This window comes from Nitrospira sp. CR1.1 (assembly GCA_014055465.1).
Lineage (GTDB): Bacteria > Nitrospirota > Nitrospiria > Nitrospirales > Nitrospiraceae > Nitrospira_A.
Window position 1 is genome coordinate 54353 of sequence record WIAF01000005.1, and the last position, 18510, is coordinate 72862.

18 protein-coding genes are annotated in these 18510 nt (G+C 59.5%); 2 read left to right on the forward strand and 16 right to left on the reverse strand.

The window, feature by feature from the left end; translation table 11 throughout:
• Positions 1-4: 4 nt before the first annotated feature.
• The 7 genes from GDA65_10620 to GDA65_10650 all read right to left on the reverse strand — a co-directional run bounded on the left by GDA65_10620 (position 5) and on the right by GDA65_10650 (position 7686).
• Positions 5-1495, reverse strand: coding sequence for a radical SAM protein (locus GDA65_10620; GenBank protein ID MBA5863146.1), 1491 nt, complete (start codon positions 1493-1495; stop codon positions 5-7).
• 1 nt (position 1496) lies between these two features.
• Entirely contained in the window at positions 1497-2717 is a 1221-nt protein-coding gene (locus GDA65_10625) for an aminotransferase class I/II-fold pyridoxal phosphate-dependent enzyme (GenBank protein ID MBA5863147.1), read from the reverse strand.
• On the reverse strand, positions 2714-3484 hold the full coding sequence (locus GDA65_10630) for an NTP transferase domain-containing protein (protein MBA5863148.1): 771 nt from the start codon (positions 3482-3484) through the stop codon (positions 2714-2716). The genes GDA65_10625 and GDA65_10630 overlap by 4 nt, the downstream gene beginning before the upstream one ends.
• On the reverse strand, positions 3481-4551 hold the full coding sequence (locus tag GDA65_10635; protein MBA5863149.1) for a kinase: 1071 nt from the start codon (positions 4549-4551) through the stop codon (positions 3481-3483). Before GDA65_10635 ends, GDA65_10630 begins: the two co-directional genes overlap by 4 nt.
• Before the next feature lie 30 nt (positions 4552-4581).
• Entirely contained in the window at positions 4582-5529 is a 948-nt protein-coding gene (locus GDA65_10640; protein ID MBA5863150.1) for an NAD-dependent epimerase/dehydratase family protein, read from the reverse strand.
• 52 nt (positions 5530-5581) lie between these two features.
• Positions 5582-6832, reverse strand: coding sequence for a DegT/DnrJ/EryC1/StrS family aminotransferase (locus tag GDA65_10645; protein ID MBA5863151.1), 1251 nt, complete (start codon positions 6830-6832; stop codon positions 5582-5584).
• 140 nt (positions 6833-6972) lie between these two features.
• Positions 6973-7686, reverse strand: a complete 714-nt coding sequence (locus tag GDA65_10650) for a hypothetical protein (GenBank protein ID MBA5863152.1) — start codon at positions 7684-7686, stop codon at positions 6973-6975.
• Between the two features lie 211 nt (positions 7687-7897).
• Between GDA65_10650 and GDA65_10655 the strand changes: the two genes are divergently transcribed.
• Both GDA65_10655 and GDA65_10660 read left to right on the forward strand, forming a co-directional pair.
• Positions 7898-9148 (forward strand): DUF3391 domain-containing protein, encoded by a 1251-nt coding sequence (locus GDA65_10655; GenBank protein ID MBA5863153.1) that lies wholly within the window; start codon positions 7898-7900, stop codon positions 9146-9148.
• Positions 9149-9150: 2 nt separating this feature from the next.
• Positions 9151-11991 (forward strand): response regulator, encoded by a 2841-nt coding sequence (locus GDA65_10660; protein ID MBA5863154.1) that lies wholly within the window; start codon positions 9151-9153, stop codon positions 11989-11991.
• Between the two features lie 106 nt (positions 11992-12097).
• On the opposite strand, the gene GDA65_10665 is transcribed toward GDA65_10660, so the two are convergent.
• From GDA65_10665 to GDA65_10705, 9 genes are all read right to left on the reverse strand, one after another.
• Positions 12098-12577, reverse strand: coding sequence for a flagellar assembly protein FliW (locus GDA65_10665; GenBank protein ID MBA5863155.1), 480 nt, complete (start codon positions 12575-12577; stop codon positions 12098-12100).
• Between the two features lie 9 nt (positions 12578-12586).
• Complete coding sequence (gene csrA / locus GDA65_10670) at positions 12587-12832, reverse strand: carbon storage regulator CsrA (GenBank protein MBA5863156.1); 246 nt, start codon at positions 12830-12832, stop codon at positions 12587-12589.
• 74 nt (positions 12833-12906) lie between these two features.
• Positions 12907-13797: a flagellar hook-associated protein 3 gene (gene flgL, locus GDA65_10675; protein ID MBA5863157.1), complete on the reverse strand. Its 891-nt coding sequence runs from the start codon at positions 13795-13797 to the stop codon at positions 12907-12909.
• A 31-nt stretch (positions 13798-13828) separates the two neighbouring features.
• On the reverse strand, positions 13829-15223 hold the full coding sequence (gene flgK / locus GDA65_10680; GenBank protein MBA5863158.1) for a flagellar hook-associated protein FlgK: 1395 nt from the start codon (positions 15221-15223) through the stop codon (positions 13829-13831).
• A gap of 11 nt (positions 15224-15234) precedes the next feature.
• Positions 15235-15684 carry a hypothetical protein gene (locus GDA65_10685; protein ID MBA5863159.1) on the reverse strand — a complete coding sequence of 150 codons (450 nt, stop codon included), beginning with the start codon at positions 15682-15684 and terminating at the stop codon, positions 15235-15237.
• Positions 15685-15759: 75 nt separating this feature from the next.
• A complete protein-coding gene (gene flgM, locus GDA65_10690) occupies positions 15760-16065 on the reverse strand; it encodes a flagellar biosynthesis anti-sigma factor FlgM (protein ID MBA5863160.1) in 306 nt (101 codons plus the stop codon).
• A gap of 100 nt (positions 16066-16165) precedes the next feature.
• Positions 16166-16489 carry a hypothetical protein gene (locus GDA65_10695; protein ID MBA5863161.1) on the reverse strand — a complete coding sequence of 108 codons (324 nt, stop codon included), beginning with the start codon at positions 16487-16489 and terminating at the stop codon, positions 16166-16168.
• Between the two features lie 16 nt (positions 16490-16505).
• Positions 16506-17618: a flagellar basal body P-ring protein FlgI gene (gene flgI / locus GDA65_10700; GenBank protein ID MBA5863162.1), complete on the reverse strand. Its 1113-nt coding sequence runs from the start codon at positions 17616-17618 to the stop codon at positions 16506-16508.
• Between the two features lie 238 nt (positions 17619-17856).
• Complete coding sequence (locus tag GDA65_10705; GenBank protein ID MBA5863163.1) at positions 17857-18441, reverse strand: flagellar biosynthesis protein FlgH; 585 nt, start codon at positions 18439-18441, stop codon at positions 17857-17859.
• Positions 18442-18510: the final 69 nt, after the last annotated feature.

Here is an 18510-nt window from a genome sequence, read left to right on the forward strand (position 1 = left end):
CATGCTATGCCGCCAGGTTGGCCGCCGGATCATGATGGCGCCGGCGTACCTGATGCCGGCACATCTCCGCTACGTGAGCGACGATGCGCGGCCCGAACGTTCGTTGCACCATCGCCAGATAACCAGGATGGCCGAAGTACTCCAGAAATGCGCGATCGCGGAAATCCAGGACCTGGGTGGCGGTGAGACTGTCGGTCGGCAAAGGTAGGCATTCGTAGGCATGTTGCGAATACCCGATCCATCCCGGGCCTCCCGCATCATCCGGCAACGCCCATTGCTTCTGTTTCGCGAGGCCGTAGAGGGGAGAACCAGGGTAGGCCATGGCACAATAAAAGTTGGCCCATTCGGTGTTGAGCGTCAGCGCCAGCTCCAATGTGGCGCGCATGCTCTCGAGCGTGTCGTCCGGCAGGCCGAAAATGTAATTTGCCGCCACATGGATGCCAAAGGAGCGGATACGGTCCACCGTCGCGACGATCTCACGTTCACCGAAGCGGCCTTTCTCGACCCCGTCACGGACATGCTGGCTGCCAGATTCGATGCCGAGTCCTAACCAGGTAAAACCGGCGCGCGCCAGTTTTTCCAGCACTTCATCCTGCACCGTATCGACTCGGGCATAGGCCCAGATGTTCAGGCGATAACCCCGTTCGATGATCCGGTCGCAAATGCCGATGACATGACGGCGGTTCAGGACGAACATCTCATCCGGGATTTTGATATTCGAGACGCCGTACTCACGCACCAGGCGGTCGATCTGGCCGATGACGTTGTCCGGGCTCCAGACACGCAACATCGGCGTGCCGAACGGCGCGTTGATGCAACAGAAGGAGCAGGTGAACGGGCATCCCAGGCTGGTCTGAAGCGACGCGTAGGGAGACCTCGACTCGGGGTTTCCGAAACAGTGCCAATTGTGGGCGCGATACCGGCTCATATCGAGCAGGTCCCACGCTTGCCCCGGCAGGTCACGATCCAGACTCGCCAGGAGCGGTGCGGGCGCATTCCCCACCGGATGCCCCTCCTCCATGTGCCACAGTCCCGGGACGTCGCGCAGCGAATGTTGCGGCGCCCGCAGGGCAACGACGAGGCCGAAAATGGTTGCCGGCCCCTCACCCTGACAGACATAGGTGTAGGGCTCCTCCAACAAGGTCCGTTTCGGCAACGCCGAGGGGTGGGTCCCCATCACTAGAGTGGGAATGTTGGCCAGCGTATTGAGAATCTCGCAGACTGTCCGGCCGGCGGGCATACACTGCGTGGACGCGGATGGCTGCTGCCCATAAATGACAAAGACCGCCAGCCTGGGCGCGATGGCGGCAATTTGCTCTGCCGTCTGCTGATGAGTAAGCCCCTGAGCCTCCGCGTCGAGAATGGCTACGGAGCAACTGTGCTGCCGGAGATAGGTGGCGATCAAGCCGGACCACACCGGCGGCTCAATCGCGGCGAACTCGCGGCTCAGTTCCTGATAGACCTGAACCCGGCTGGGAGGCGTCACCAGTAACACGTCAAGCGGCTTGGACATGGCAGCCTCCCAGTTTCTGTGCAAAGGCAATGGTGCGAGAGACCCCTTCCAGGACGTCCTCCTCCTGTCCGCACACGGCCAATCGGATACGTGAGGCATAGGCGTCGCCGAAGCATCGTCCGGGGGTCACCGCTGTGTGTTCCTCCTCCAGAAGCCGCCGGCAAAATGTTATGTCGTCGAGGCCGGTCCCGGTGATATCGACAAACAGATAAAACCCCGATTCCGGATGATGGCCGTGTAAGAGTCCGGAGCGAGTGATGCGGTCATGACAGGTTCCGATGAGACGGCGATTGCGAGCGCGCACCTCCTCAGCGTAGGCGTCGAGCACCGACAACCCTGCGACGCAGCCCATCTGAGTAAAACCGGGCAGGCACGAGTAGAGCGTGGAATTGGACAGTGCGAATTTGGCAATGACGGCCTCATGGGCCACGGCATAGCCGGTGCGAAATCCCGGAACGGACAATACCTTGGAAAACGACGACATGACCACGACATGGCCGATCTGCGGGGCCGCCAGGCTGACATGCGAACGGTCGAAGGTGAGATCGGCATAGGTTTCATCGCTGAGAAGCCAGATTCCTGCCTCTCCGCAGCGTGTTGCCAATTCATGAAGAAGTTCCGGCTCATAGACGGCGCCGGTGGGGTTATTCGCATTGTTGACGATGATCGCCCGCGGTTGTGCCGCCACAGCCGAATCAATCGCCGACCGTGACAGGTGAAAGCCGTCGCGCGCCGAGAGGGGAACGGGTACGACCTCTAGCTCGAGATGAGCGGCTGCCGCCCAATAGGAGGGAAAGGCCGGTGTAAACAGCACAACCCGCTCTCCAGGATTGCACGTGATATCCAGAAACTGGTGAATGAGCATATTGGCCGGACTGATGACGACCTGCGAGGCGGTCACCGGTCGCCCGGTATAGGAGGCATACCGAGCGGCCAGGGCCGCACGTAATTCCTGCAGACCTGCCATCGGCGCATATCCCACCTGCCTGGCCTGAAGTTCCTGCATCGTCGCCTCAAGAATCTGAGACGGAGGGGCCATGCGGGGGTTGCCGAGTTCTAGGTGGTAAATACGGTGTCCCTGGCGTTCCAGGGCCTGCGCGCGATCCATCACGCGAAACATTTCCTGTCCGATCAACCGTTCCCCTCGTGAAGAGAAGCTCGGTCGGTTCAGAGTCTGTGGTATCGGCCTTCCCGGCTGGGTCATCGTGACATCGATCCTTGTCTCTGATTGAGGAACGACGTCGGGAAATAGGCCGAGGTGTCCTTCCAGGTCTCACGGAAATGCGCCAGACGTTCGGGCGTGCCGATGTCGTGCAGCGGGCTGGCAGTGACGAATCCGTAGCACTGCTGCGTCACCAGGCGCGGGAGCAGTTCACGCTCCAGAGACCAGACCGGCGTCTCTGGAAACAGAGCCGTGACGGCGCGATCGAACAGGTAGACGCCCGCGTTGTGATAGGTCGTGGTCCGCCTTCTTGGCTTTTCCACCATCGACAACATTCGATCGTCCTCCCCCAAGGCCACCGCGCCGGTGTCTTCGCGTGTTTCATCGCGCGTCACGGCAATCGTCGCTCCCGCCCGTTTGCGGAGATGGAAGCGCAAGAGCCGCTCCGGATCGATCTCGCAGAATGAATCGCCATTCAGGACAAGGAAGGGGTTGCTACGTACCAACGGCATGGCGTGGGCCAGGGCCCCACCGGTGCCGAGTGGCACCGGATCGCGCACGAACAAGGTCTCGTAAGCGCCGCGATGACGCAGGAACCAGTCCTCGATCATCTCTCCGAAATGTCCCGTGCTGAAAATGAAACGGCGTGCTCCATGGCGCAGGAAATGTTCGACCAGCAACGACACGAACGGCCGGCCGTGAATCTCCGCCATCGGCTTCGGACGATCCGCCACGACCGATTGCAGGCGGGTGCCGAGGCCGCCACAGAGAATGATCACATCGCAGTCAGCCATGTGGCTCTTGGTCATGCGGCCCTTCCGATGAGCGCGGATTTGAGTTGAGCGGCGGTTTGTGCTGAGCGTTGAGCCCAGACATCGTCCAACATGAGTTGATCTTCCTGATAGAACACGATGTGTGTGCCGAGGCCCTCGAACTTGAACGGCACCTGGAGGAGGCCCGGGAGGGCCAATCGAATACGTTCGTGGTCGGTGGGCCTGGCAAACAGCAACATGAACCCGCCCCCGCCGGCCCCGAGCAGCTTCCCGCCCAGCGCGCCCGCTTGCCGCGCCGCCGTATAGATTTCGTCGATGGCCGGCGTGGTGATGCGCGAGGTTAATCGCCGCTTGAGCATCCAGGCGTCGTGCAGCATGGCGCCGAAGTCGGCGATGTCGCGATCACCGGTAAGGATCGCAATGCCTTCCTCGACCATCTGCAACATGGCTGAGAGTTCGGCTTGCCGGTGTTTCGTGCGATCGATCTGCTCGCGGGCCACTTCCGAGGCGATCCGCGAAAACCCCGTGAAGTACAGTTGCAGGTGGCTTTGGAACGACGCCAGGCGCTCCGGGTGCATGATGATTGGGGTATACCCGATGTCCCCGTTGGGGAAAAACGTCGCTTTGCAGAGGCCCCCATGCGCCGCCAGCACCTGGTCCTGGCACCCCACGGCTTCGCCGAGCACATCCTGCTCCACATGGATCGCGGCCTGGGCCAACTGGGATTTGCTGGGCATGGTGTGTTGCAACGCATAGAGGGTATGGAGCAGGCCGACGGTGAAGGAAGAACTGGACCCCAACCCGGTTCGCGCAGGCAAGTCCCCGTCGTGATGAATTTCCAGTCCGTCGTCGATATTGAGGTACTTCAACACGCCGCGAACCGCGGGATGCTCGATCTCGTGATTGTTGTTCACGAGTTCGATGCGCGAATAAGCAATCCTGGTGCGGTGCTCGAAGAAGGGCGGCAGCTGCCGGCAGCTGATGTAGCAATATTTATCGATGGTTGTCGCCAGCACCGCCCCGCCATGTTCGCGGAACCAGACGGGATAATCGGTGCCGCCCCCGAAAAAGGAGATACGGAACGGCGTTCGGCTGATGATCATCCTCGCCCTCCCTGCCGGCTCGCGCTGGAATCAGACATTGGCATATTGACCGGCTCTGACGATCGTGTAGCACTTGATCAACTCGCGGATCCCCCGCTCCAACGACCATTCCGGCTTGAACCCGGAGTCCAGCAGACGTTGGTTCGAGACGATGTAATCGCGCTTGTCAGGATCCTCGCCGATCGGCGCCTCGAATGACACGAAATGCGGAAGCACCCGCTGGATTTCACGGCACAGTTCAAGCTTGGAGAGATTGGCGTCGTCCAACCCGACGTTGTAGGGCCGGTCCTTCATGTCGTCGAAATAGTCGATCGCGTGGAGAAAGACGCGCACGACATCACGGATATGGATGTAGTTCCGCTTGCAGTGCCCTTCAAACACCACCACGGCCCGATCATGCACCGCTCGCCAGACGAAATCATTGACCAGCAAATCCATGCGCATCCTCGGCGACACTCCGAACACGGTCGCCAGGCGTAACGTGATGGCATTGCCGCGGTCCAAGACGACTCGCTCCGCCTTGACCTTGGTTTCACCGTAGAGACTGATGGGTCGCAGCGGCGAATCCTCGGTGCAGGGCACGCCGGGCTGGCCGATGCCATATCCGCTGTTGGTCACGGGGAAAATCATCCGCTGGCGGGGCGATGCCAGTTTGCAGAGCAGTTGTACGGCCTCGAAATTCACCGTGTACGCTCCGACGCGGTCCCTGTCGCAGAGAGGCGCGCCGACCAGGGCGGCGAGCGGAATAATGATGTCGGCCTTTCGCAGCAAGTCGGTCAGCAGCCGTTCATCCCGGCAGTCGCCTCGCACCACCTGAAACTTCTCTTCGGCGCAACAATCCATCAGGCTATTTTGCCGGTAGAGAAAATTATCGAGGACCGTCACCGCATAACCCCGGTCGAGCAATCGTCTGGTGAGGACGGAACCCAAATACCCGGCGCCTCCGGTGATGAGGACATGCGTTGAACCTGTCGTCATGATCGAACGAGCTCCCTCCGGCTAAGCCAATGGCGATGGACCACTCCCCTGTTCATGCGGCCTCCAGGACGACACGGGAAATATGCAGGACATCCTGGTCGGTCATGGAGGCGTGGTTCGGCAGAAACAATCCGCAATGGTGGACTCGGTCGGCCACGGGAAAGCCGGCTTTTCCGTATCGATTCATCCAGAACGGATGCAGGCCCAGATTACCGGCGGAAAAAATCCGGGTTTCCACGCCTTCGGCCACTAACGCCCGGACAATGCGTGTCCGTTGTTCCGCGCTATCGGCCAGCAGTCCGAAGGAAATGCTCGCGACCTTGCTGCCTTGCGGCGGCCGCTGCGTGTAAAACCGCTTCCCCAGTTGCTCAAGGTACCGATCGTGATTCGCCTGCCGTCGGCCGGTCATCCAATCCAGCTTGCGCAATTGCTCGAGACCGATGAAGGCGTTGAGATCGGTCGAACGCAAGTTGAACCCCGGTTCATAGAAGACGAACGGGGAATGAAAGTCGTCCACCTGATACTGTTCGACCAGCTCTTGGTGCTTTGTCTGGTCCAGATCCTTACTCCACCCGTGGCTGCGTAACATAAGGAGGAGATCCGCGAGCTGCTTGTCGCTGGAGGACACCATGCCGCCTTCGATCGTGGACATCTGATGACCGAAATAAAACGAGAAGCTCGCCATATCGCCGAAGGTGCCGACTTTTCTGCCCTCGTACTCCGCGCCGATGGCGGCGCAGGCATCTTCCAGAAGGTAGAATCCATAGCGATCCTTCAACGCCTGTAACTCCCGCATACGGTGCGGCACGCCAAGGACTTGAACCAGCAGGACCGTCTGCGCGTGATGACGCTTTAGGAGGTCCTCAAGATGATTGAGGTCGAGGCCGAATGTGTCCGGATCCGCCTCGCACATGAACGGGGTGAAACCAAACTGGATGGCGGGAGCGATGGATGTGACCCACCCGACACTCGGCACGATGACGTTGGTATTCCGCAATCTCCCCGATCGCAATAAGGCGTAGTACATCAGAAGATTCGCCGACGACCCCGAATTGCAATGCACCGAATACGGTTGTCCCAGCCACTGCGACCACTGGTGCTCGAAGTCGAGGGTCACTGCTCCTTTGGTGAGCCGTGGATAGGTCCGCAGCCAGTCGATCAGGTGATCAATGTCCTGTCGGTCGATCGTATCTTGCGCCAGGCACCATCGAGGATTGAGTTTGGCACTATGTGCGTGAAGCGTCATGGTAGTCGTTCCTCTTGCGCCAAAATAGAGGCCTGCCTCTGTCAACAGACCAGGCATGGCACCAGGAGACTAATCAAGATGTATGCCACTGAGAATGGCAGAGGGAGGATGGGAAACCGTAGGATTTCTTAGTTGGAGAACTGCTGTGAGCCTTGCAACCGGGCAAAAAATTCCCAGTCCCCGGCAACCGCTGTAGTCTAGGCGGACTCGAAGGAATGTTTTTGAAGGACGAACGATTCCAGCGCTTTTCTGACCGATCCTCCCCACCCCCGGTACTCGATGGTTTCCTTCCCGTCGAACCGGAACTCCAGGCCGAGATGCGTTCCGTCTGCCTGCATTGACACGTTTCGCACGACCCCCGTCAGATTGTTGACGTGACCCGTACCTACGATTTCGAACTCCACACGCAACACCATGCCCGGAAAAAAGTCCTGTATTGGCCGTTGCACAAGCACCGCGCATCCCGATGCGCTCAGATCCGTTAACAGTCCGCCGATGCGCGGGGATTCGCCGGGTGGTTGGGTGCGCTGGGGCTGCTCGACCTGAAGCAGCACGATAGGTTCTTGCGCTGAGACCCGTCCATGTTTGCGAAGCGGCACTTCCTCCAGCGTTGCAGGAAACGCCAGAATCAAAAACGGAAACGGCTGCAGGTGCGCATGCAGCACGTCGGTGCGGTAGCCGATCATTTTCCCGTTGTAGATGTATCGCAGCAGACAGGGAGTTCCAGCCGTGCAGGGAACCGGTTGGCCGAAGTGAAACGGCCATTCGCACACAATCCAGCAACGCTGTTTCCATCCCAGGACAGTGGCGCCGTACTGTGTGCCCGTGCCCTCGTTGGGAAGACTCAGTTGTAGCGAGAGCCCCACTTCGAGAAATGACGCAGGATGGCGATGCGCGATGAGATTACTCATGATGTGTTCCCCCGGAGGCAATACAAGGCATAGACGCGCCCCCGTCAGACGTATCGGCAGATGGCTTCAAAACATAAAGTCCGGTCAACCGCATTGTCTCTCCGCAGGTAAAGACCGGCCTCACATTGACCGATAGGTATGGGACAGGAACCACACCCTGTCAGCCTGTGAATCAGCACAGGCTTTCTTGAGGATTAGGCAGAACTCTGACATGGCTTCGACAAAACGTATCCCCATTGATCAGCTCACCGTCGGTATGTTTATCGCGGGTTTGGATCAACCCTGGTACAAGACGCCGTTTCTGCTCCATAAATGGCTGGTATCCAATCCCGATGACATCGTTCAACTCAAACGGCACGGCATTCAGGTCGTCACCATAGATACAGATCGAGGGGTGGATGTAGGGGCAGCCCCCATCGCCGTCACGGAAGCGCCTCCTTCGTTGCCGGAACCTTCCCCCGCGCCAAGTGACATGGTCGAGGCTGCCACGAACGGCCACGCGTCGCATGCCGGGGCGGCAGCGGCGGTCTATCGAGAGGCCATGGCAGCGATCGAACGGGTCTTCACCGACATTGAAGCGGGTCAGCCGCCCAAGCTCGAGGCACTCAAACCCGTGGTGAGCAAACTGCTGAAGCAGATCATCGAGCAACCCGAAGCGATGATGATCCAGTTTTGTCTGGATAAAATGCGCCGCTTCGACGGCACTCTCGCCAATCATGGCATGGATGTCTGCGTCCTGACGCTCATTCTCGCTGTGGAAAACGGGTGCACGGAATCGGAGATGGAAGCGCTCGGGGTGGGCGCGCTTCTCCACGATATCGGATTTGTCCGTCTCCCGCGGAACATTTATCGGAAAACCTCGGCCCTAACCGAGCAGGAACAGGTGCTGATGCGGCAACATCCGCAGCTGGCGGCCACTGTGTTGTCGCAAGCCGACCGAGTGCCGGAGACGGTGACCAGGATCATTGCAGAACATCACGAATTTCAGGACGGGACTGGCTTTCCCAAACTGGTGAAGGCCGGCGGGATTTCTCCGCTGACCCAACTGATGGCGCTGGCGGACGCCTATGACGATCTGGTGACGACCAGATATGGCCGCCCGCCCCTGCTGCCCCATGACGCGATTCGGCAGCTCTTCGTGTTGGGGGCCAAAGGGCGGTACGACAAAACGTTAGTTGAGGTCGCGATCAAGGTGTTGGGCGTCTATCCCCTGGGAAGTCTCATCAAGCTCAATACCAGCGAGTGTGCGGTCGTCATCGGCCTCAATCATGAAGACCGGCTGCGTCCGCGAATCCGGATCATCAGACGGCCAGATGGGGAGATCCAGAATCCTCCTATCGACACCGACCTTCAAAACCAGCCCGACGACCAACCGGTGCGCTCGATTCTCCGCGCCATGGATCCCCGGCAGGAACAGATCGATCTCCCGCAATTTCTTGATGTCGCAATAGGTGGTGCGTAAACATGAACCGTCCGTCACAGTCGGGTTCCCCTCAATCTCAACCACCCACCGGCTTCACGCTGGCGCCGGAAACGATGGTTCTCCTATGGGATGCCGTGCCGCTCGGCATTTGCCTGTTGGCTTCGGATCACACCATCGTGTTCGTCAACCGGATGGCTGCCCGCCTGCTCGGCCGGTCGCCGGCCGACTGTGCCGGTAAATTGTTTTCAGATCTTGCCGGCCAGCCGCTCGAGCTGAGCAATTCCTTGCACTCTACGGGGGTGTTGAAATTCCAGGCAGGGCTCGGCGGGACATCCGATGAGGCCACGGATCGCGATGCGGATGAGACGCCGGCTGTCACGGTGATCGAGTGGGAACAATTGCGTCTGTCAGGAATTCCATCCGTCTCCACGCTGTTGACACTCCGGGACATCTCACGGGAATGCGAGTTGGAACAGGATCGTGACCGGCTGGCCACCGTGGCGGATGAAAGCCCCTACCCGATCGTGGAAATCGATCGAAACGGCAATATCCTGTATGCGAACCCCACGATGGTGGAGGTCCTGTGCCGATTCGGGTATGACCCCAATGGCAAACCGGATATCCTTCCCGAGAATCTGCCTGCGCTTGTCGCCACGTGCCTCCTAGAAGGACGGACGCTGAGTTCACAGGAGGTCGTCAGAGGCGAGGCTTGTTACAGCTGGACACTGTGCCCCGTTCCCAGTAATCACCTCGTGCGAGCCTACGGGATCGACCTCGGTGAAGTGCATGCGACCCACCGCGCGCTGAACGCCACCGCCGATCATCTTCGAGAGAGCAACCGTCAATTGGATCAGGCGCTGCAGCAGGCCCAGGCGGCCGCGCGCGCCAAATCGTCGTTTCTGGCCATGATCACGCATGAGTTGCGCACGCCCATGAACGGTGTGATCGGCATGGCCAGCCTGTTGCTGGATACCGCTCTGACAGAAGAGCAACGCTCCTACACGCAAACGATTCAGCAATGCGGCGAGGCCCAACTCTCCCTGATTAATGACGTGCTGGAATGCAGCAAAATCGAAGCTGGCAAACTTGAACTTGAGACGCTCGATTTCCAGCTCCGCACGACGGTGGAAGACGTGTTGTCACAGTTTGCGGAGCGGGCGCAGCGCAAAGGCCTCGAAATTACCGGCCTGGTTCACGCCGCCGTGCCCAACGCGTTGCGCGGCGATCCCGGGCGGCTGCGGCAAGTTTTGACAAACTTCGTGGGAAACGCGGTTAAATTCACCGAACAGGGAGAGGTGACGCTGCAGGCGTTCCTGGAGAGTGACACCACGGCCGGGGTGATGATCAAGTTTGAAGTGACGGACTCCGGCATCGGCATCAGCGAAGAAGTGCAGGGACGGCTATTTCAGGCGTTTACCCAGGCCGACAGTTCCACGACACGCAAGTACGGCGGGACGGGGCTCGGGCTGGCCATTTCGAAACAACTGGTCGAGCTGATGGGCGGCGAGGTCGGCCTTCGTAGCCGACCCGGAGAAGGTACCACCTTCTGGTGCACGGCTCTATTCCAGAAACAAGCCGTGTGCACGCCTGCCATCGTCCCTTCGGCTGAGCTGAGCGGTCGCCGTATCCTCATCGTCGACGACAATGAGTCGAATCGCACCATTCTCCATCATCTAGTCTCCGGATGGGGTATGCGGGACGGTCAGGCATGTAATGCCGCGGAAGCGATGGATATGCTGGAGCAGGCGGCGGCGAAGGGGGAACCCTATGATGCGGCCGTGCTGGATATGCTGATGCCCGGCAAAGATGGACTTCAATTGGCGCAGGACATCCGGGCTCACCAAAATGGGGCCGGGGTTCGATTGGTGGTGCTGACGTCGCTGATTCAGCCCGGCCATGCGGAGCGGGCGCGTCGCGCCGGATTCACGGCCTACCTGACGAAACCGGTTCGCCATGATCAGCTGCAAGGGTGTCTGCGTGTGGTGTTTGGATTGCAACACCAGGTGCCGGCCGCAGCAATCGGGACAAGCAAGGGGCGCCCCATCTCGCCGACCCTCATCACACGGCACACGCTGGCCGAACAATCCTCCCGCCCCCGTATTCTGGTTGCCGAAGACAATGTGGTCAATCAGAAGCTGGCCGTCCGCATGCTGGACCGCCTCGGATATCAGCCGGATGTGGTGTCGAATGGCCAGGAAGCCGTGACGGCTTTCGAACGGGAATCCTATGCGGCGATCGTCATGGATTGCCAGATGCCGACGATGGACGGCTACGAGGCCACGAGGCTCATCCGCGAACAGGAGGAGAAACCGGATGCGTCTCGGACTCGCGCACACATTCCGATCATCGCCCTGACGGCGAATGCGTTGCCCGGTGACCGGGAGCGATGCAAGGCCGCCGGTATGGACGACTATCTCACGAAGCCGGTGAAGACGGATGATCTCGGCCTCATTCTGCAACGATGGGTTCCGGTGAAGGCTGCGGCCGACGTTGCGCCCCCTCCCCCTCCCCGCGACATGAGTATGACGGACGCGCGGGTGTTCGACGCGAGCGCCATGCTGGCCAACATCGGCGGAGATGCCGAACTGTTCGATCAATTGATCCGTCTGTTCCTTGACCGCCATCGCGCCATGATGAAGGAGATCGAGTCTGCCATCGGGCAGGCTGATGCCGCAGCACTTGAACGGGCCGCACATAGCCTCAAAGGCACGGCCGGTAATCTCTGTGCACCTGATGTGGTGTTGCTGGCAAGCCAGCTTGAGGCTTCCGGACGACTCGGAACGCTGACGGAAGCGCCCAGCTTGCTGGTCCGGTTGGACCGCACCGTGAACGAATTGGTGGCCGTCTTATCTCGCCAGATCCCTCCTTCCCTCCCGCAGTGACGCCTCTGCCGACAGGACACGATACCCGGCAAGACGTGTGTGCCGTCAAGAATTCTATGCGTTCTACAATGGAAGCAGGCCGTCGCAAGACCTGACAGGAAGTGGCTTAGCGGGCTGAGGCGTGCAGGGATGGGGAAGGCGACTGACCGGTCGACGCGGGAGCTGCGGCAAAGAGCGGATAGCGGGTCGGCAAATCCTCGGGCAACACCAATTGTTTGCACAGCCTGGTGCGGTGGTTCATGATCAGCGGGCCGCGCAGATTGGCCGTCACCGCGGTCGGATCATCGGAAGGAATCGTCAAAATTGTCACGACGGATAATTCGTCCTGATCCTGCTTCTGGATTTCGATGAGCGCGTCCGTGGTGATCGTGACCTGGTAATCAGGCTTAAACAGCGCCGGATCGAGAATGACAAAGGCGAGCTGAGGTTCCTCGACGCATTGCAACCACTTAAACGGCGCATCCGTGTCATGGTCGAGCACGACGTATCTGGTCCAGTCGGGAAATCCCAGAATGCCGGATGGAAACACCAACAGCGCGTCGTCGTTCACCTCGAAGGTCCCGAATCTGGTCGACTGACACTTCATGAATGGTTCTCAGCCCCCCCGGCGCCCTGTTTTATTGGACAGTTGACGAAAGGCTTCCAGAGGAATGACTCCAGGCCCCGCAGCAATCCGATTCTCGTCTTGAATCCGCGCATGCACTTCATCGCGATGGACCTGCACATTGGGCGGCGCTTCGATTCCCAGTCTGACTTGCCCGCCTTTGATGCCGAGCACCACAATGCGGACATCCGGACCGATGGTGACGCCCTCTCCCCGGCGTCGCGTTAAGACCAGCATACAAGCCTTCCTTGGCGTGTGAATACGGGTGCATTGGGTATATCGGTTGCGGTGAGAAGAAACTTAAGCGCTGGTTACCGCAGATAGTTGAGCAAGGAGGAGTCGAAAATTTTGCTGAATGTCTGGCTGGCAGCCTGCACCGCGACCTGTTGGAGGCTCAATTGGCTGATCGCCGTCGCAAGGTCGGCATCTTGATTGTCGGAGATGGCCTTGGAAATGGTCAGGGTCGCCGTATCCAGCGCGTCGTGAGTGACTTGCAGGCGGTTGGCCAGCGCCCCGACTGTCCCCTGCGCGTCGCTGATCTGCGCCGTGGCCAAGTCAAGGTTGCCGATACCGGCTTGAATCCCCGGGCGATTGTTGCTTTCGAGCGCCGTGAGCAAGTCCCGGAGCGAATCGAACATGTTCGTGGTCGCACCGGTGAAAATGCTGCTTCCGGGAACAAGAATTTGCACGGTCTGATTTTCGCCGACGGCGATCGACTGCGTTTCCGTGTTGCCTTGATAGGTCACCGTATCGCCTGTTGTAATGACGTAGGGCGTCACGTTGGTTTTCGTCCCGCCGAAGACCGCCTGCCCCGCCACCTCCGTATTCCCCAGCTGGACCAATTGTCGTTGGAGTTGTCGGATCTCCTTGGCGATCGACTGGCGTCCTTCCGCGGAAGTCGTATCGCTGCTGGCTTGAATGGTCAACTCGCGTACGCGCGTAATGAGGTTCTGGACCTGCCCTAACGCCTGGTCGGCGGCGTTCACCCGGGAGGTTCCGAAATTGATATTACGAATCCATTGCGTCGTCTGGGAGAGCGCGGACTTGTCGAGGACGATCTGGCCATATGAACTCGGGTCGTCTTCGGGAGTGGAGACTCGTTTTTGGCTGGAGATCTGCTCCTGCGAAGTCAACATTTGCAAGCGGGAACGTTGGAGATTGCCGAGCAGGGTGTTGTACATCTGTTGATCGGCGACTCTCATAATGCCTGCTCCCGGTGAGGTGACAAGACGGTTAACGCTTCAAAGACAAGATCGTCTGCAGCATTTCGTCGCTGGTGGTGATCAGCTTTGACGCAGCCTGAAACGCGCGCTGATACTTCAGTAAATTGATGAGCTCTTCGTCCATCGAGACCCCGGATACTTCCGCCCGATGCGCCAGCAATTGGTTGTGTAAAATTTCCTGTCCCTGCAGGTCGCGCGTCGCTCCCTGGAGGGTCGCTCCAAAACTTCCGGCCATTGCGCCGTAGTAGCTTTGAAAGGTCGTATTTCCCAGGCCCGCTATTGAAGCCGTTTGCAGGTTTGCCAAGGCGAGGGCATTGACGTTGTTGCCCGGCACACCGGCGGCTGTCGAGGAGGCGGCGATTTTTTGCCGATCGGTCAGCGCCACACTGATCGTGCCCGCGGTTGTTCCCGAGGCCGTAAAAAAATCCTGCGTGGTGGAGCCATCCAACCCATACCCCAGACGATGCTGAGTATTCACTTGCGATACGAGTTGCGACGTGAGGGTGTCGAGAGACGTTTGCAGGCCCGCGGCAGTCGTATCCCGCGCATCGATCAACCCCTTGAGACGGCCGCCGTTTATTGACGAGGTAATATCCGTATTGGGGCCGGTCCCGCCGTCATACCGCACGTCGAGCAATCCCCCGTTGGTCACGTCCGGAACACCTGTGAGTTTGAATGCCGTGTGATCCGTGACCAGGATCTGCCCGACCCCGACAAATACACTCACCTGCCCGTTTCCGTCCTCGATGGAGGAAATATCGATCAGGCCGGCAAGGTCGTTCAGGAAGCGCCCGCGTTGGTCCCGCAAATCGTTGGCCTGCTGCCCGCCGACTTCGGTCAGTTTGATCTGGGCGTTCAGATCTGCGATCTTGCTCGCCAGCGCATTGATGTCGTTGATCCCGCTCCCGATTTGTCCATCAAGGGAGATCCGTTGCGCTGACAGCTGCGATGACGCCTGGTTCAACAGTTTCGCCACACCGTCGGCCTTGGTCAGGAGCACCGTGCGCGCGGTCAGGTCGGCCGGATTGGTCGCCACGTCCTGCCAGGCCTTGAAGAATTCGTTGAGTCCCGCCGCGACGCCTTGATCATTCGCATCGTTAAACAGAATCTGGATTTGGGAGAGCGCCTTCTGCGATGCGTCGAACTGCCCGATCCGCTCGTTGGATCCCAGCAGTTGTTGCTCCACGAAGCTGTCGACGGAGCGGCGGATCTCCGACACCTGGACGCCGGTCCCGATCTGGCCCGGGCGGCCGTTCTCCGGCAGGGTTTCGGTGAGCACCGCTTCCTGGCGAGAGTAGCCGGGGGTACTGACGTTGGCAATGTTCTGCCCGGTGACCGACATCGCGCGCTGGAAACTGGCCAGTGCGTTGGAGCCCACGCCGAAGAGTCCGTTCAGTCCTGACATACGACCACTCGTTATCCTTTGGCTCTCACCAGGCCTGCGCCGGCCGCGACCGCCGTGCCGGCTGACGAATAGAGTGCGGCTGACTCAGGGGACCGCTGCCAGCGCTTCAGCGCCCCGTGCAAGAATTCAAGCGACTGCCCAATGAGTGCCGCGTTGAATCGATTCAATCGATCGGTTTCGCCGATGGCCGCGATCAACTGGGCTTCCAGCGTCGAACGGGCGCCGGCGGAACGTTGAGACTGTTCTCCCGCGGACCGATCGCGCCGCTGTTGTTCCAGGTCTCGAATCTCATCCAGCAGTTGAGTTTTTCGCTGAGTGACTGAGGTAAACTGGCCGAAAGATAAGGAGCGGATCGCGTCCTGTTCCTCCAGAAGCAAGGACTGGAACGCGAGCATTTTGTCGAGCATGCCACGCATGAGCATGTCTGATTCAGCGGGAGTGGATTGCGAAAGGGTCGACACCGTGCTTCCTCCTCGACAGTAACAGTCCGGCCTACGAGGACAGTGAGCGAAGGGTCGAGCCGGTGAGGCGACTCGTTACAGAACCGCGTCCGTCAACACGTTACGAATGATGGCATCCGCAACCTTTTTGCCGTCGACGTTATAGGTGCCCCCTTCGACTGACTGCTGGATCTGGCCGACTCTGGCGTCACGTTCGTGATCCGGCTGTTCCGCCGCCGCCCTCAGGCGTTGAAGTTCCTTGGCCCGCTCTGAAATCTGCACGCGATCCTGCGACTGCGTGGCCTGAGATGCGGTTTTTTTATTGTGTGTCCGGTCAGTCTCCTGAACGCCTAAGAGAATTTTCGCGAGATCTGCGGCCCGGCCATTATGTGAGATCTCCATGACTGCTTCTCCTCCCCTGTACAGGGTGTTCCGTAGGCTTTCCCCTAGTCGAGTACTCTATCGGCGGGGTCGGCGGGGAACTTTAGGAGAGGCGGCCCGGTTATGTATTTTTTTCCACGTAGGCATCCACAAAGGCCGTGAGGCCGATTCCCCCCGCCTGTGTCGCCAATCTGGCAATCTCCTGATCGTAAAAGGAGTACCAGACCTGTTCGCCTTTTCTCTCCAGAAGGCCTTTTGGAACAGTTTCTCGCATTTTTCCAATAAGATACGAGATGAAATACGCTTCGAACTCCTGACCGGCTTTATGCATCGCGTCAGCGGACCTCTGTCCTGCCTGTCCCGGGACCCGATCGAGCCCTGCGGGCTGAGTAGCATTCATGTGTGCCAGATCAAGTTGACCGCTTAACAGATTTTTGATGTCCATAGTAGGTGAGTCTTTCTTATACAATCTCAAGATTAGCTTGAAGTGCTCCGGCCGAGCGCAGGGCCGACAGAATGGCGACCAGATCGCGCGGCGTCACGCCGACGGCATTGAGTGCGCGAACGACCTCTCCCAGCGTCACCGTTTGATCGACCACGATCAAGCGCGACTCCTGCTCGGCGACCTCGGTTTGGACATCAGGCGTGACCGTCGTTTGGCCTTGGGTGGAGCCGATCAAGGGCGCGGGAGGTTGCGACACGTTGAGCGTGTTCTTCACGGAAATGGTGAGGTTGCCATGCGAGATCGCGCAGGTGGAGAGGCGGACATGCTCTCCCAGCACCACCGTGCCGGTGCGTTCATTCACCACCACCTTAGCTGCCACATCCACACTCACATCCAATCCTTCCATCGTGGCGATGTACTCCACGACCCGCCCCTGGAAGGTCGACGGCAAGGTGGTCTTGACGAGGCCGGCATTGACCGGGACCGCGGTGCCTTTACCAAACGTCCCGTCAATGGCCTCGGCCGTGCGAATCGCGGTGGTGAAATCAGGATGCCGCAAGAGGACCGAGACGGTATCCCAGGTATCGATATCGACCACCAATTCTTTTTCGACGATGGCGCCGGCCGGAACCACCCCGGCGGCCTGATGGTTCTTCGTGACGGTGGCGCCGCCCGCCCCACCGGTCCCGCCTAAGAACCCGCCGATGGACACCGGCCCTTGGGCCACGGCAAAGACTTGTTGGTTCGGCGCTTTCAGCGGCGTGAGGAGCAACGTGCCACCTTGAAGGCTCTTGGCGTTCGCCATGGAGGACACGATCGCATCGAGCGTCATGCCCGGTTTGACAAACGGCGGAAGCTTGGCCGTGACCATGACCGACGCGATGTTTCGCGTGAGCAACTGAATCGGATCAATGACCAGATTGATGCCCATCTTGTTCAACATGGACATCATGGCCTGAATCGTGAACTGGCCGCCGATGACCTGGTCGCCCGTACGATCCAGACCGACCACCAGGCCATATCCGATCAATTGGTTTTCCCGTACCCCTTCGATGGTGGCCACATCCTTCACACGCACGGCGTGGGCCAACGAGGCGCTGAAGAAGGAGATCGTCAGGAAAGCAAGCATGCCCACAGCGGTGCGGCGAAACCAGGGACTCATCTGCCGGCTGGGCTCTGCCACCGGCGCCGGTTTGGGCGGCGGCGTCCATGGACGAGCCAGGAGTTCAGGATCCATCGAGGGTGTCCGGAGTACCCCGCTCGACAGCATGAGACGAAAACATTGCATGATCATCGCCCGTTGTTCTTTGCGTGGCCTCGTCATGGTGACTCCTGTCTCGCTCCTGTTCGCCCTGATCATTTCTGCGTTAAAAGGGATAGACCCAGTCCAGAATCCTGACGAACCAGCCCGGCCGCTGGACATCGTCCACCACTCCCAGGCCGGAATATTCAATTTTGGCATCCGCAATGGCGCTCGACTGCACCGTGTTCTTGGTGTTGACGTCGACCCGGCGGACGATGCCGGCGATCGTCATGATCTGCCGCTCCGAATTGACCGTGACTTCGCGCCGTCCCTCGATCCGCAAATCGCCGTTTGGCAGCACTTCGGTCACAATGGCTGAGATGGTGCCGGTTAGGGTATCTTCGCGGTTCGTGGCGCCTTTTCCGCCAAACTTGTTCTTCGCGCTGGCGTCGATACCGAATCCTCGCTTGGCTTCTCCGCCGAGCCGGATACCGGGAAGACCGAGATAGCCCATACCTGTGCCGCCGAGGCCATTCGACACGGTGGAATCTTTTTCCGCGCTGGTATCGGCGCTCTTCGAGCCCTTGTGTTTTTCCGAGATCAGGATCGTGATGATGTCGCCGGCGCGCATGGCGCGCAGGTCTTCATACAGATAGGCCCGCCCGTTTTCTTCCTGCCACAGCGATCCGGTCGTCTTGGGGGGCGGCATTTTCGCCAGCTCCGCTTTTGTGGGCTTCGCGGCCGACGAACTGGAACAACCGGGCAGGACGCAGAGGGC